Annotated in this window: 12 protein-coding genes; 10 read left to right on the top strand and 2 right to left on the bottom strand. The window is 43.6% G+C overall.

The window, feature by feature from the left end; all coding sequences use genetic code 11:
- Positions 1 to 9 precede the first annotated feature (9 nt).
- Genes WKT01_RS01500 through WKT01_RS01490 form a run of 3 tightly spaced genes read left to right on the top strand, consistent with a single transcriptional unit; the run spans position 10 to position 3,192 of the window.
- Positions 10 to 714 carry a tRNA (adenine(22)-N(1))-methyltransferase gene (locus tag WKT01_RS01500; RefSeq protein WP_117975543.1) on the top strand — a complete coding sequence of 235 codons (705 nt, stop codon included), beginning with the start codon at positions 10 to 12 and terminating at the stop codon, positions 712 to 714.
- Positions 704 to 1,486 (top strand): Nif3-like dinuclear metal center hexameric protein, encoded by a 783-nt coding sequence (locus WKT01_RS01495; RefSeq protein WP_117975542.1) that lies wholly within the window; start codon positions 704 to 706, stop codon positions 1,484 to 1,486. Before WKT01_RS01500 ends, WKT01_RS01495 begins: the two co-directional genes overlap by 11 nt.
- A gap of 35 nt (positions 1,487 to 1,521) precedes the next feature.
- The gene (locus tag WKT01_RS01490) at positions 1,522 to 3,192 is read left to right on the top strand and encodes a nucleoside kinase (RefSeq protein ID WP_117975541.1); all 1,671 of its coding nucleotides are present in this window, start codon (positions 1,522 to 1,524) and stop codon (positions 3,190 to 3,192) included.
- A 15-nt stretch (positions 3,193 to 3,207) separates the two neighbouring features.
- Here the strand turns inward: WKT01_RS01490 and WKT01_RS01485 are convergent, their stop codons facing one another.
- A complete protein-coding gene (locus tag WKT01_RS01485) occupies positions 3,208 to 3,963 on the bottom strand; it encodes a hypothetical protein (RefSeq protein ID WP_117975551.1) in 756 nt (251 codons plus the stop codon).
- Positions 3,964 to 4,086: 123 nt separating this feature from the next.
- On the opposite strand from WKT01_RS01485, the gene WKT01_RS01480 reads away from it, so the two are divergent.
- The 4 genes from WKT01_RS01480 to WKT01_RS01465 all read left to right on the top strand — a co-directional run bounded on the left by WKT01_RS01480 (position 4,087) and on the right by WKT01_RS01465 (position 9,195).
- Positions 4,087 to 5,928: an ABC-F family ATP-binding cassette domain-containing protein gene (locus WKT01_RS01480; protein ID WP_117975540.1), complete on the top strand. Its 1,842-nt coding sequence runs from the start codon at positions 4,087 to 4,089 to the stop codon at positions 5,926 to 5,928.
- Positions 5,929 to 6,060: 132 nt separating this feature from the next.
- Positions 6,061 to 6,561 (top strand): acetolactate synthase small subunit, encoded by a 501-nt coding sequence (gene ilvN / locus WKT01_RS01475; protein WP_059069821.1) that lies wholly within the window; start codon positions 6,061 to 6,063, stop codon positions 6,559 to 6,561.
- A 102-nt stretch (positions 6,562 to 6,663) separates the two neighbouring features.
- Positions 6,664 to 7,683 carry a ketol-acid reductoisomerase gene (gene ilvC / locus WKT01_RS01470; RefSeq protein ID WP_059069819.1) on the top strand — a complete coding sequence of 340 codons (1,020 nt, stop codon included), beginning with the start codon at positions 6,664 to 6,666 and terminating at the stop codon, positions 7,681 to 7,683.
- A gap of 153 nt (positions 7,684 to 7,836) precedes the next feature.
- Complete coding sequence (locus WKT01_RS01465; protein ID WP_117975539.1) at positions 7,837 to 9,195, top strand: MATE family efflux transporter; 1,359 nt, start codon at positions 7,837 to 7,839, stop codon at positions 9,193 to 9,195.
- Positions 9,196 to 9,235: 40 nt separating this feature from the next.
- Here WKT01_RS01465 and rpsT read toward each other — a convergent pair whose 3' ends face one another.
- The gene (gene rpsT, locus WKT01_RS01460) at positions 9,236 to 9,499 is read right to left on the bottom strand and encodes a 30S ribosomal protein S20 (protein ID WP_117975538.1); all 264 of its coding nucleotides are present in this window, start codon (positions 9,497 to 9,499) and stop codon (positions 9,236 to 9,238) included.
- Between the two features lie 221 nt (positions 9,500 to 9,720).
- Here rpsT and gpr point away from each other — a divergent pair, with 221 nt between their 5' ends.
- The 3 genes from gpr (at position 9,721) to WKT01_RS01445 (ending at position 14,054) form a co-directional block, all read left to right on the top strand.
- Positions 9,721 to 10,719 (top strand): GPR endopeptidase, encoded by a 999-nt coding sequence (gene gpr / locus WKT01_RS01455; protein ID WP_117975537.1) that lies wholly within the window; start codon positions 9,721 to 9,723, stop codon positions 10,717 to 10,719.
- 102 nt (positions 10,720 to 10,821) lie between these two features.
- A complete protein-coding gene (gene spoIIP, locus WKT01_RS01450) occupies positions 10,822 to 12,012 on the top strand; it encodes a stage II sporulation protein P (protein WP_418888117.1) in 1,191 nt (396 codons plus the stop codon).
- Between the two features lie 119 nt (positions 12,013 to 12,131).
- Positions 12,132 to 14,054, top strand: coding sequence for a DNA gyrase/topoisomerase IV subunit B (locus WKT01_RS01445; protein WP_117975536.1), 1,923 nt, complete (start codon positions 12,132 to 12,134; stop codon positions 14,052 to 14,054).
- Positions 14,055 to 14,064: the final 10 nt, after the last annotated feature.

The following is a 14,064-nucleotide window of genomic DNA, read 5'->3' as shown; positions in this document are numbered from 1 at the left end:
GGGGCAGTCATGGAACTATCAAGAAGATTACAGGCAGTTGCCTCCTTGGTGACTGCCGGATATAAATTGGCGGATATAGGTACAGATCATGCCTATATCCCAATCTATTTAACGGAAAATGGGATCATCCCTTCTGCGGTAGCGATGGATGTCAGACCGGGACCTTTAAAAAGAGCAAAAGACCATGTGCAGGAGCACGCCTTGGAAGATAAAATAGAACTGCGTCTTTCTGACGGACTGGATAAACTGCGGCCGGGCGAAGCGCAGTGTGCAGTGATCGCGGGAATGGGCGGGGGTTTGATGATACATATTTTAGAACGGGCAGGCAATAGCCTGGCTTATTTAAAGGAGTGCATTCTTCAGCCGCAGTCGGAGACCGCAAAAGTGAGAGCCTTTCTGCTACAGGAGGGTTTTTTGTTTATAGAGGAGAAGATGGTGCAGGAGGAAGGAAAATATTATCCTATGATGAAAGTAGTACCGGGGAAAAAAGAGCAGGAACAGAATTGGAGTGAGACAGAACTTCAGTATGGAAGGCTTCTTTTGGAAAAGAAAGATCCGGTGCTGTATGAGTATCTGAAAAGGGAAGGCAATCTAAAGAAGCAGATACTAAAGCATCTGCAAAATGGAGGAACAAAGAGGATAGAAGATAGAAAAGAACAGTTGAGACAGGAACTTCTATGCATAGAGAAAGGAATGAAGTATTATGCTGTGTAAGGAAATCATGAAAGTGATAGAGGCTTCCTATCCGCCGGAAGCCGCGCTTAGTTTTGACAATGTGGGACTTCTGGCAGGGAGAAGTGAAAAAGAAGTGAAGAAAGTATATATCGCCCTGGATGCGACAGAATCTGTGATCGAGCAGGCTAAGAAAGCTGGGGCAGATATGCTGATCACGCATCACCCTCTTATTTTTTCTCCTTTGAAATGCGTGACAGACAGAGATTTTATAAGTAGAAGGGTCGTTGCGTTAATCCAGTCTGACATCGCATACTATGCTATGCATACAAATTATGATGTCCTTGGAATGGCAGATTTAACGGAAAGGATCCTGCAGTTGAAAAATGCCGAAGTACTGGATGTTACAATGGAGAAAGATGGGCGCGAAGAGGGAATTGGAAGAGTAGGTACCCTGCCGCGAAAAATGTCTTTGGAAGAATGTGGCGTCTATGTGAAACATACATTAAAACTAGGAACGGTAAAAATATTTGGGAATATGGAGCAAAGCGTTTCACGGCTTGCCATATCACCGGGAAGTGGGAAAAGCGCTGTTTCAGCGGCGATACGGAAAAAAGCAGATGTTCTTGTGACAGGAGATATAGGACATCATGATGGGCTGGATGCGGTAGAACAGGGACTTTCTATCATTGACGCGGGACACTATGGAACAGAATATGTCTTTATAGAAGACATGAAACACTTTCTGGAGAAAAAGCTTCCTGGTCTGGAGGTGACGGCAGCTCCGGTCGTTCATCCGTTTCAGGTTGTATAGTGACTCCTGACCACAGCTGAATAAAAGGAGGAAAAATGGAGAAAAAATATTGTAAAGTAAAGATCGAAAATGAGACAAAAATCTATGAAGCAGGTACTACGTACAAAAAAATAGCAGAAGAATTGCAAGAAAAATATGCGCACCAGATTGTCCTGGTCTATGTAAATGAGTTCCGTCTTCAAGAATTGTCAAAGACAGTGGAACAGGACTGTGAGATTACTTTTCTTACAACGGCAGATCAGATCGGGCATGCTGCATATAAGAGAAGTATGTGTTTTCTTCTGGTAAAAGCGGTGCATGATGTAGGAGGACATGATACAGTAGAACGTGTGCGTATCCATTTTTCCGTCAGCAAGGGGTACTACTGTACGGTGGAAGGAAATGTTGTACTTGACCAGGAATTTCTTGAAAAAGTAGAGCATAGGATGCGGGAACTTTCCAGAGAAAAGATGCCGATCAAGAAACGTTCTGTCCATACATCGGAAGCAGTGGAGCTGTTTCGTCGGCATGGGATGTATGATAAGGAAAGACTGTTTGAATACAGGCGTGTGTCAAAGGTTAATATTTATAGTATGAATGAATTTGAGGATTATTATTATGGATACATGGTTCCGGACGCCGGCTGTCTGCAGTATTTTTCTCTGCATCTTTATGACAAGGGATTTGTGATACAGATGCCCGTGAAAGAAAGACCGGAAGAGGTGCCGCCGTTTGCTCCGAGCCCGAAGCTCTTTGAAGTGCTTAAAACGTCCGTTGAGTGGGGAGACAGTCAGGAGATAGATACAGTAGGGGCACTTAATGATATGGTTACAAAATGTGATATGCGGGAAGTAGTGCTTGTGCAGGAGGCCTATCAAGAGAGGCGTATTGGTGCGATAGCCGAGCAGATCGCCAAAAGAAAGAATGTAAAATTTGTGTTGATCGCAGGTCCTTCTTCTTCAGGAAAGACTACGTTTTCCCATCGTTTATCCATACAGCTTAGAGTAAACGGCATGAAGCCGCATCCGATCGCTGTGGATAATTATTTTGTGAATCGTGAGGATACGCCAAAAGACGAAAATGGGAAGTATAATTTTGAGTGTATTGAAGCAATTGATGTAAGGAAATTTAATGAAGATATGGAGGCACTCCTGGCGGGAAAAGAAGTGTATCTGCCGATCTTTAATTTTAAGAAAGGGGTGCGGACTTATGATACGACACCCAAAAAGCTTGGAGAAAATGATATTCTTGTGATAGAAGGGATTCATTGTTTGAATCCAAAGCTGACAGAAGCACTTTCTGATGAAAACAAATTTAAAATCTATATCAGTGCGTTGACCCAGTTAAATATTGACGAGCATAACCGGATACCATCTACAGATGGACGGCTTATACGCAGGCTCGTGCGGGATGCAAGAACAAGAGGAACATCTGCGAAAAATACGATCGCTATGTGGCAGTCGGTGAGGAGAGGAGAAGAAGAAAATATCTTCCCGTTTCAGGAGGAAGCAGATGTTATGTTCAATTCTTCACTTTTATATGAACTTGCTGTACTGAAACAATATGTGGAACCGCTGCTGTTCGGCGTAGAAAAAAAATCGCCGGAATATGCAGAGGCAAAGCGTCTTTTGAAGTTTTTTGATTATTTTGTGGGAATCGGAAGTGAATACGTGCCGACAAATTCACTGCTGAGAGAATTTATCGGCGGCGGATGTTTTCGTGTATGATTTATATATTTGTGCTCAGTGCCGATGTTTCCGTATAAGGCAGGAAATTACGCCTGCCGTGCACAGGCCAAAGAGGACATTGTACAGAGAACCATAGACATCCAGAGCGCCTTTTAGACCGTATAGGACTTCCAAAGAATCCGGGATAAAACGGTTTAGGAGAAATGCCAGATAGGAGGAGACAAACACGGCGATGAAGGAAAACATCCCTCTGCCGGTATCCTCCTTCCAGGAAGAGAAACCATCGCGCACTTTTGTTCTAGTCATTGCCCAGAAAAGGGAAATAAGTTCAAAGAGCAGGAAAAGGGCAGCTACACTAAAGTATGCTGCCAATACAGGGGTAACCTGCATTGTCCTGCATGCTTCTATGATATCTCCATATAGCGCGCTTCCGCGCCAGAAATTATAAGTTACATAAAATGTAGTTGCCAGGATGAGAAGGAGGGAAAGACGCCGGATCACGGTACTGGAAAATCTGGACAGCGCTTTTCCGCCTTTTCGTATTGGCGCGGCTAAAGGAACAGAACTTTTCCGGCGTTTTTTCCTTTTTTTATATTCCTTTTCATCGGGGAGGTCGTAACAGGTATCGTCATAATTTCTATATCCTGCTCTGTGTTTGTAGTCGTCTTCATCTTCATAGTCTACATCTTCAAAGTATTTCCGTTTTGGAACATCTGTGTGCTGTATGTCAGTGAAGACAGATGGATCATCTTCATATGTGACTTCAAAATCATCATCAAATATAGTAGAGTGCTTTTTGGTTGTACGCATAACAATCCTCGCTTTCATAAAGATAACTCTATATATGGTATAACTTTTTTTGGCAGGACTCAAGCATCGGAAGAAAAATTAAGAAAAATCTTAGATTTTCACTATGGTACGAAAGGAAAATATATGAATATTTTAAATATAGAACATATCAGTAAAGAATTTGGAGAAAAAAGTATTTTTGCTGATGTCTCCTGTGGGATCCAGGAGGGGGACAAGATCGGCATCATTGGGATTAATGGGACGGGAAAAACCACTTTATTAAAAATTATCGCCGGATTGGAACCGGCAGATATAGGGCAAGTAACCGTAAAAAATGGTATACGTCTTGCTTATCTCCCACAGAATCCTCTCTTTACAAAAGAGGAGACAGTGTTGTCCTATGTAATGAAAGGAAAAATGCAAAAGGAAGAATGGGAGACAGATAACGAGGCAAAAACGATTCTAAACAGGCTGGGACTGTTTGACCATGAGGCGAATGTACAATACCTTTCCGGCGGACAGAAAAAGCGTGCAGCTCTAGCCAGGACACTGCTTGAACCGGCGCAGATCCTAATCTTAGATGAGCCGACGAATCATTTGGATAATGAAATGGCAGCCTGGCTGGAAGCATTTTTAAATCGGTTTAAGGGATGTGTCATCATGGTCACCCATGACCGTTATTTCTTGGACAGAGTAACGAACCGGATTTGGGAGATCGATCATGGGAAAATCTATGAGTATGAGGCGAACTATACAAAGTTTTTGGAAATGAAAGCAGCAAGAGAGGAAATGGAACTCGCCTCTCTGCGAAAGAGAAACAGTGTGTTAAGAGCAGAGCTAGAATGGGCAAAGCGAGGGTGCCGTGCCAGAAGTACAAAGCAAAAGGCAAGACTGCTCCGTCTGGAAGAACTGAAAAATCAGGCAGCGCCTATACAAGATATGACGGTAGAACTGGAATCTGTAGAAAGCAGAATGGGGAAAAAGACGATAGAAGTATCTCATATATGTAAAATGTATGGGGAAAAAACAATTCTTGCAGATTTTAGTTATATCGTACTGAAGAATCAAAGACTTGGGATCATAGGAGAGAATGGATGCGGTAAATCTACGTTGATGAAGATCCTGGCAGGGGAATTAAGACCGGACAGTGGGCATGTGGAAATCGGCGAGACGATCAAGATAGGGCATTTTGCACAGGAGACGCCCCAGATGGACACGGAGCAAAGAGTGATTGACTACATTCGTGAGGTGGGGGAGTATCTTCCGACGAAAGAGGGAAGGATATCGGCTTCCCGGATGCTGGAACGATTTCTGTTCAATGCTTCTATGCAGTATACGCCGGTTTCAAAGCTGTCAGGAGGAGAAAAAAGAAGGCTCTATCTTTTGAGAGTACTGATGGGAGCCCCGAATGTTCTTTTGTTAGATGAACCGACCAACGACTTGGATATTCCTACACTCCACATATTAGAAGATTATTTGGAATCTTTTGTAGGGATCGTGATTGCTGTTTCCCATGACCGGTATTTTCTGGATACGATCGCAGATCGTATATTTGCTTTTGAGGGTGAGGGCAGATTTGTACAATATGAGGGCGGATATACGGATTATATGGAGAAAAAAAGAAAAAAGGCGGAAAATACAGAAACGAGGAAAACAGCTGCAAAAGTGAAAAATCAGGCATATACGGACGAGAAAGAAGAAATGAGGAACAAACGTTCATGGAAGCAAGACCATCAGACAAATCTAAAATTTTCGTATAAAGAACAAAGGGAATATGAGAGAATCGACGAGGAAATCGCACAATTGGAAGAAAAACTAGAAAAAGCAGAACAAGAAATAGAGAAAAACGCGACGAATTCCGTGCGTTTGTCTGAACTTATGCAGGAGAAAGAAAAGACGGAGAAAGAACTGGAGGAAAAGACGGAACGCTGGGTATATTTAAATGATCTGGCAGAGCAGATTGAGCGGCAGCAGCAGGAAAAATAAGGAATAAGTAACATCAAGAATTAATGAACGGATTCTCTTGACAAAAGCAGACATAGTTGCTAATATTATAGAAAACAGAACGCACTCTGTTTTTTCTGCAAGGTCAATGAAACCGGGAAAGTGAGGAAATACATGAGAAAACAGGTCTATTCATTGTTGGTCGACAATAATCCGGGAGTACTCAGCCGGATCGCAGGTTTATTCAGCAGAAGAGGATACAGCATAGACAGTATCACCGCAGGTATGACGGCAGATCCAAGATTTACAAGGATCACAGTTGTTGCTTCCGGAGATGAACTGATCCTTTCACAGATTGAAAAGCAGGTCAGAAAACTGGAAGATGTGATTGAGATCAAAGTTTTAAAAGATGAAGAATCTGTCTATCGGGAACTGATCATGGTAAAATTGCGCGCGAATGCCGCACAGAGAGGAGAGATCATCTCTGTGGCAGATATTTTCCGTGCGAAGATCGTAGATGTGGAAGAAGAATCTTTGATGATCGAATTAACGGGGAATCAGTCTAAGTTGGAAGCATTCTTAAATCTGCTCAAAGACTATGAGATATTAGAACTGGCACGGACAGGGATCACAGGACTCGCCAGGGGAAGCAAGGATATTACATATATTGACTAAAACAGGTGCATAAAAGAAAGCTAAGGGCAGGAGCCTTTAACTATAAATTTTCAGAAAACACAGCATAGCCATGCTGGAATGTAAATTTAGGAGGAATGAAAAATGGCAGCTAAAATTTATTATCAGGAAGACTGTAATCTTTCTCTGTTAGAAGGGAAAACTATCGCGATCATTGGTTACGGCAGCCAGGGACACGCACATGCGCTGAACTTAAAAGAATCCGGATGTAATGTGATCATCGGACTTTATGAAGGAAGCCGTTCTTGGAAAAGAGCAGAAGAACAGGGATTTGAAGTATTTACCGCAGCAGAAGCTGCAAAGAAGGCAGATATTATCATGATTCTGATCAATGATGAGAAACAGGCTGCGCTTTATAAGAAGGATATTGAGCCGAATCTGGAAGAAGGCAATATGCTGATGTTTGCGCATGGTTTTAACATCCATTTTGGGCAGATCGTACCGCCGGCAAATGTAGATGTGACTATGATCGCGCCAAAGGCTCCGGGACACACTGTAAGAAGCGAATATCAGGCAGGAAAAGGAACGCCTTGTCTGGTAGCAGTGCATCAGGATGCCACAGGAAAAGCACTTGATAAAGCGCTTGCGTATGGGCTTGCGATCGGTGGCGCAAGAGCAGGTATCCTGGAGACAACATTTAGAACAGAGACAGAGACAGATCTCTTTGGCGAGCAGGCTGTATTGTGCGGCGGTGTATGTGCGCTGATGCAGGCGGGATTTGAGACACTGACTGAGGCGGGATATGACCCAAGAAACGCTTATTTTGAATGTATCCATGAGATGAAGCTGATCGTAGATTTGATTTATCAGTCTGGTTTTGCAGGTATGAGATATTCTATCTCCAATACGGCAGAATATGGTGATTATATTACAGGTCCAAAGATCATCACAGAAGAGACGAAGAAAGCGATGAAACAGATTTTAAAGGATATTCAGGATGGTTCCTTTGCAAAAGAATTTTTGCTGGATATGTCAGAAGCAGGAGGACAGGCACACTTCAGAGCAATGAGAAAACTTGCTTCCGAGCATCCGGCAGAGAAGGTTGGGGAAGAGATCAGAAAGCTCTATAGCTGGAGTGACGAGGACAAACTGATCAATAACTAATTTTGCGGCAGGATCCGTGAGCAGGAACTAAGAAATCAGCCGGAAGCGGCAAGTAAAAAAAGTACGCATATCAAACTCGTGTTTGATATGTGTACTTTTTTTGGCGACGGGTATATAATAGAGTTTGAGTCACACAGGAAGGGGAGAGGATGAGTGGAAAGCAGAAATGATTTCAGTAAAGGGAGCATTGCCAGAAATATCTTAAGTCTGGCCCTGCCTATGACATTAGCACAGTTGATCAATGTACTTTACAGTATCGTGGACCGTATTTATATAGGGCATATTCCGCACACTTCTGCGGAAGCACTGACAGGGATCGGACTGGCGCTTCCTATTATTACGATCATCACAGCATTTGCCAATCTGTTCGGGATGGGCGGTGCACCGTTGTGTTCGATCGCCAGAGGCGGGCATGAAGAAAGAAAAGCACAGTGTATCATGGGCAACTCTTTTTCTATGCTGCTTGTGTGCGGCGGTATTTTGATGGTATCCGGTCTATTGTTCAAAAAACCGCTTTTGTATCTGTTCGGCGCCAGTGATGCCACATTTCCCTATGCAGACGCATATCTGACGATCTATTTGCTGGGGACGATCTTTGTCATGATCAGTCTGGGGATGAATAATTTTATCAATTCTCAGGGTTTTGGAAAGACGGGGATGTTTACTGTATTACTGGGAGCTGTGCTCAATATTATTTTAGATCCGGTTTTGATCTTTGGTTTTCATATGGGAGTCAGAGGTGCCGCAGTGGCCACCGTTATTTCTCAGGGAGCGTCGGCATTATGGGTGCTTAAATTTCTGACAGGAAAAAAAGCGATCCTGAAATTGAGCAGAGATGCTATGCGTATAGATGTAAAGTTGGTGAAGGAAATTGTGCTGCTTGGGGCAGCAGGCTTTATCATGTATATTACGAACGGAACGGTGCAGATCGTCTGCAATGCGATGCTTTCCAGATATGGGGGAGACGTATATGTGGGGATCATGACGGTTATCAATTCAGTGAGAGAGATCATTACAATGCCGGTGACAGGACTGACATCCGGCGCACAGCCGGTGATCGGCTATAATTATGGGGCAAAGTGCTATACACGTGTAAAATCTGCGATCAAATTTATGGCAGGAAGCTGTATGGTATTTACGGTACTGATGTGGGCTGTTCTCTTTTTCGAACCGCGTTTTTTCCTGCATCTGTTTACAAACGAACCAGAGTTGATACAAAAAGGAATCCCTGCAATGCGGCTGTATTTCTGCGGAATCTTTATGATGGCGCTTCAATTTTCCGGGCAGTCTACATACCAGGCGCTGAATCTGCCTAAACCAGCGATCTTCTTTTCCCTATTTCGGAAGATCATCATTGTGGTTCCGCTGACACTTTTTCTTCCAATGGTGGCAGGTCTGGGAACGGACGGGGTATTTCTGGCAGAACCTATATCGAATGCCATTGGCGGTACGGCATCTTTTGTCACGATGCTCATCACTGTCTGGCCCACATTAAAAAAGACATCCGCCTGACGGCAGCGGATGTCTTTTTGTTTTCTCTATATCAGATCAATTAAGCAATCGTATTTACAGCTTTTGATAAACGAGAAATCTTTCTGGAAACAGTTTTCTTGTGGTAAACACCCTTGCTTCCAGCTTTTGAGATCTCAACGATAGCCGCGTGTAAAGCAGTCTTTGCAGCCTCTGCATCTTTTGCGGCGATCGCAGCTTCTACCTTTTTCACAGCAGTTTTCACCTTTGATTTGATTGCTTTGTTTCTTGCAGCTTTTGTCTCATTCACTAAAATTCTCTTCTTAGCAGATTTAATGTTAGCCAACCTGTACACCTCCAAATATGCGAAATTTCAAATGTAATTTATCATTTCACTGGATTCGGACACGGACGTTCCAATGAAACATACTCATTCATTTTATGCCAAGTATTGAGGCTTGTCAATACATATTTATGAAAAATACGGTAAAACTAAACAACATCGGGCGAAGTTTGCCGGCATGAAAGGGCATAAGCCGCGAAACAAGAATAAAGTGAGGATGGAGTATGTTGGATAAGTATAGTATTCGTACAGACCTTGCACTGGAAGAAAAAGAGCGGTTTGAATCGGATAATGTAGAAGTACAGGGAGTCGTACTGGAAGAACATTATGATGAGGAAAAAGAGATTCGTGTGACTAGAGTGAGGATAGAGACGGAGAAGGGAGCCAAAGTAATGGGGAAACCGGTTGGAACCTACTTGACTCTAGAGACGCCTAACCTGTCTGTGCCGGATGAGGAGTATCATAGGGAGATAGCAGAAGAATTGGCAAAATATGTGCAGGAACTGATCCGGGGAAATACGATTGAGAAAGAAGATGTATCTATACTGGTAGTCGGGCTTGGGAATCGACAGGTGACGCCGGATGCGCTGGGACCCAATGTGGTCGATCATCTGACAGTGACAAGACATATTGTAAAAGAATATGGAAAGTATGCGATGGGGATGGAAAATGCCAATATGATTAGTGCGATCGTGCCGGGTGTGATGGGACAGACGGGTATGGAAACTGTCGAGATCATACGAGGCGTGATCAAAGAGACAAAACCGGACCTGGTGATCGCAGTGGACGCATTAGCCGCACGAAACAGTAAAAGACTGCACCGGACGATCCAGATCGCAGATACAGGGATACATCCGGGAACAGGAGTGGGAAATAACAGGAGCGGACTGAATAAAGAATCTCTGGGAGTCCCTGTGATCGGTATAGGGGTTCCAACAGTGGTAGACGCAGCGACGATCGTAAATGATACGATGGAAAATTTCATAGCAGCTCTTGAAACTTCCGATACGCTGAAAAAAGCGGGAGAAGTTTTGCGTTCTTATACTGCAGGCGAAAAGTATGAATTGGTAAAAGAACTAATCGCACCTCATTTAAACGGAATGTTTGTTACACCAAAGGATGTAGACGAAATGGTAGATCAGATCAGTTATACGATCTCGGAAGCGTTGAATGTATTATTTAGGAGAAAAGGCATAATAGGAGAAAATATTCATACAATGTAAGAAAGAGTCCGGAAGGAAATATCCGGCGCGTCTGAAAGAAAAAGAAAAGTGTGCTCCTAAATCTATCTTTTTAAAAGATAGCGAAGCACACTTTTTGCAGAGGTGAACAGATTGAATAATAGAAAGCAAAAACAGTTAAAAGGACTGCTTATTATTCTATGTTTCGCAGGCGCCTGGGCTATAGGAGTCGTTGGAAAAACAGCGGCAAGGGATTTTGGCTATGAAATGCAGGGGGATCTGCTGTATAAGGCAGAAGAAATGTATATGCCGGGACTTGCCTATCTACATAAAAAACCAGAACAGGGCATGGGAGCATGGATCGCAAAGAAAGCGTATGCATGGCTGCCGGTCGTACAATATGTGGAAGAGAAAAAGACATATGAAGCTCCTATGGAAGATGAAGAGACGATCGCAAAAATATTGGAAAGCCAGGCAAACGACGAACACGCAGTAGATGAAAACGGGAAATTGATCGGAGAGGAAGACACAGAGGTATCACAGGAGACACAGCCTGTAACTTCTTCTATAGATATGTCTATAGAAAAGCTGCGGGATTTTGATTACCTGCTGAGTAACTTTTATACGGTAGACAGCTCCACTATGATAGGACCGGATCAACTCAACGCAGACGATCTGCTTGGCCGCAGCATGAAGATAGATACTAGTACAGGCGGTCCGAAGGTGTTGATCTTCCATACCCATTCCCAGGAGGAATTTATTGATTCTACGCCGGGAGATACCAGTACGAGTATTGTAGGTGTTGGAGAGTATCTGACAAAACTTTTAAACGAGAAAGGGATCGAGACGATCCATGATACGGGTGTCTATGATATTATCAATGGGCAGCTTGACAGGAGCAATGCTTATGAGAATGCAGAAGCTTCTATCCGTCCGATCTTGGAAGCGAATCCGACGATAGAAGTAGTGATTGATCTGCATCGGGACGGAGTGGGTGACGATACACATTTGGTGACGGAGGTAAATGGAAAGCAGACGGCGAAGATCATGTTTTTTAACGGATTGAGCAGAACGCGTACAAACGGAGATATTGCGTATCTTTATAATCCCTACATACAGGATAACCTCGCTTTTTCTCTGCAGATGCAACTTGCCTGTGAAAGTACATATCCGGGATTTGCAAGGCATATTTACCTGCGAGGCTATCGATATAATCTGCATCTGGTGCCGAAATCTCTCCTGATCGAAGCTGGTGCGCAGACGAATACGGTAGGAGAAATGATGAATGCAATGGAAGTGCTGGCAGATACATTACAGCAGGTTCTTACGCAATAAAGGGGCTGTTGAAAAGGAAAAATCATTTGAAAACCCCTATCTTATGTGCTAGAATTAACCAATAGTGCAGGGAGAGCGAGCCCTGGCAAGAGGTGTAAAAGAAGTAGGAGAGAGTAAATATGGGAAAGCAGAATACATATGATGCGGACAGTATTTCCGTATTGGAGGGGCTGGAGGCAGTCCGAAAAAGACCGGGAATGTATATCGGAAGCGTATCGACCAAAGGGTTGAACCATTTGATCTATGAGATTGTAGACAATGCAGTGGATGAGCATTTGGCAGGGTTTTGTTCAAAGATCGAAGTGACGCTGGAAAAAGACGGCTCCGCGACTATTATTGACAATGGACGCGGAGTTCCTGTTGATATGCATCAGAAAGGTGTATCTGCTGCTCGCCTTGTCTATACAACACTGCATGCAGGAGGAAAGTTTGATGATTCAGCCTATAAGACAAGCGGGGGACTGCATGGAGTCGGTTCCTCAGTCGTAAATGCATTATCTGTGTATATGGATGTAAAGATCAGTAGAGACGGCTATGTACATCATGATCGATATGAACGAGGACTTCCTGTTATAGAGCTGGAAAACGGATTGCTTCCCAAAGTAGGAAAGACCAGAAAGACGGGAACAGAAGTGAATTTCCTGCCAGATGGTGAGATATTTGAAAAGACGAGGTTTAAGGCCGATGAGGTAAAGAGCCGTCTGCATGAGACAGCCTATCTGAATCCGGAACTGACAATCGTGTTTGAGGACAAGCGTGGCGAAAAAGCGGAAAAAAAAGTATATCATGAACCGGAAGGAATCATAGGATATATCCAGGATTTAAATAAGAAAAAAGAAGTGCTGCATGCACCTATCTATTTCAAGGGAGAGTCGGAAGGGATCGAGGTAGAGGCGGCTATACAGTATGTCAATGAATTCCATGAAAATGTGCTTGGGTTCTGTAATAATATATATAATGCCGAGGGCGGTACACATCTAACTGGTTTTAAGACGACGTTCACAACGGTTATGAACCAGTATGCCAGAGAACTTGGTATCCTGAAGGAGAAGGATGCCAACTTTACCGGAGCAGATATACGAAATGGCATGACGGCGATCATCTCTATCAAACATCCGGATCCACGGTTTGAAGGACAGACGAAAACAAAACTGGACAACCCGGACGCGGCAAGAGCGGCAGGTAAGGTGACAGGAGATGAGATTGTATTGTACTTTGACCGTAATCTTGAAGTGCTAAAAAAAGTCCTTTCCAGTGCGGAAAAAGCGGCAAAGATACGAAAAACAGAAGAAAAAGCAAAGACGAATCTTTTGACGAAGCAGAAGTATTCTTTTGACAGTAATGGGAAATTAGCAAACTGTGAGAGCCGGGATCCGAGTAAATGTGAGATTTTTATCGTGGAGGGAGATTCTGCGGGAGGTTCGGCAAAGACAGCGCGGGATAGAAATTTCCAGGCGATCCTTCCGATCCGGGGAAAAATCTTAAATGTGGAGAAAGCCAGTATTGATAAAATCCTTGCCAATGCAGAGATCAAGACGATGATCAATGCGTTTGGATGCGGGTTTTCGGAAGGATACGGCAATGATTTTGATATCAGCAAGCTGCGCTATGATAAGATCATCATTATGGCAGACGCAGATGTAGACGGCGCTCATATCTCTACGTTGCTTTTGACGCTGTTTTACAGATTTATGCCGGAGCTGATCTATGAAGGGCATGTGTATATTGCCATGCCGCCTCTATACAAGGCTATGCCGAAAAAAGGAGAGGAAGAGTATCTGTATGATGATAAAGCGCTGGAAAGATACAGAAAAACCCATGACGGCGGTTTTACACTGCAAAGATATAAAGGACTTGGAGAAATGGACGCACAGCAGCTCTGGGAGACGACGCTGGATCCTGAAAGGAGACTCTTGAAACTGGTGGAGATCGAAGATGCGCGTATGGCATCAAGTGTGACTGAGATGCTGATGGGAACGGAGGTGCCTCCGAGAAAGGCGTTTATTTATGAAAATGCCACAGAGGCAGAATTGGATATATAATGTGTCTGAA

The sequence above is a fragment of the Mediterraneibacter sp. ICN-202921 genome (assembly GCF_037890075.1).
GTDB classification, from domain to species: Bacteria; Bacillota; Clostridia; order Lachnospirales; family Lachnospiraceae; genus Mediterraneibacter; species Mediterraneibacter massiliensis.
Note: the sequence above shows the minus strand (reverse complement) of the source record. Positions and strands in the feature narration are given on the sequence as shown.

Bases quoted from the DNA above. Each gene is read 5' to 3' on its own strand.
- ilvN (WP_059069821.1), top strand. From the start codon at position 6,061: ATGAGAAAACAGGTCTATTCATTGTTGGTCGACAATAATCCGGGAGTA.
- ilvC (WP_059069819.1), top strand. From the start codon at position 6,664: ATGGCAGCTAAAATTTATTATCAGGAAGACTGTAATCTTTCTCTGTTA.
- WKT01_RS01485 (WP_117975551.1), bottom strand. From the start codon at position 3,963: ATGCGTACAACCAAAAAGCACTCTACTATATTTGATGATGATTTTGAA.
- WKT01_RS01500 (WP_117975543.1), top strand. From the start codon at position 10: ATGGAACTATCAAGAAGATTACAGGCAGTTGCCTCCTTGGTGACTGCC.
- WKT01_RS01490 (WP_117975541.1), top strand. From the start codon at position 1,522: ATGGAGAAAAAATATTGTAAAGTAAAGATCGAAAATGAGACAAAAATC.
- WKT01_RS01480 (WP_117975540.1), top strand. From the start codon at position 4,087: ATGAATATTTTAAATATAGAACATATCAGTAAAGAATTTGGAGAAAAA.
- WKT01_RS01445 (WP_117975536.1), top strand. From the start codon at position 12,132: ATGGGAAAGCAGAATACATATGATGCGGACAGTATTTCCGTATTGGAG.
- gpr (WP_117975537.1), top strand. From the start codon at position 9,721: ATGTTGGATAAGTATAGTATTCGTACAGACCTTGCACTGGAAGAAAAA.
- WKT01_RS01495 (WP_117975542.1), top strand. From the start codon at position 704: ATGCTGTGTAAGGAAATCATGAAAGTGATAGAGGCTTCCTATCCGCCG.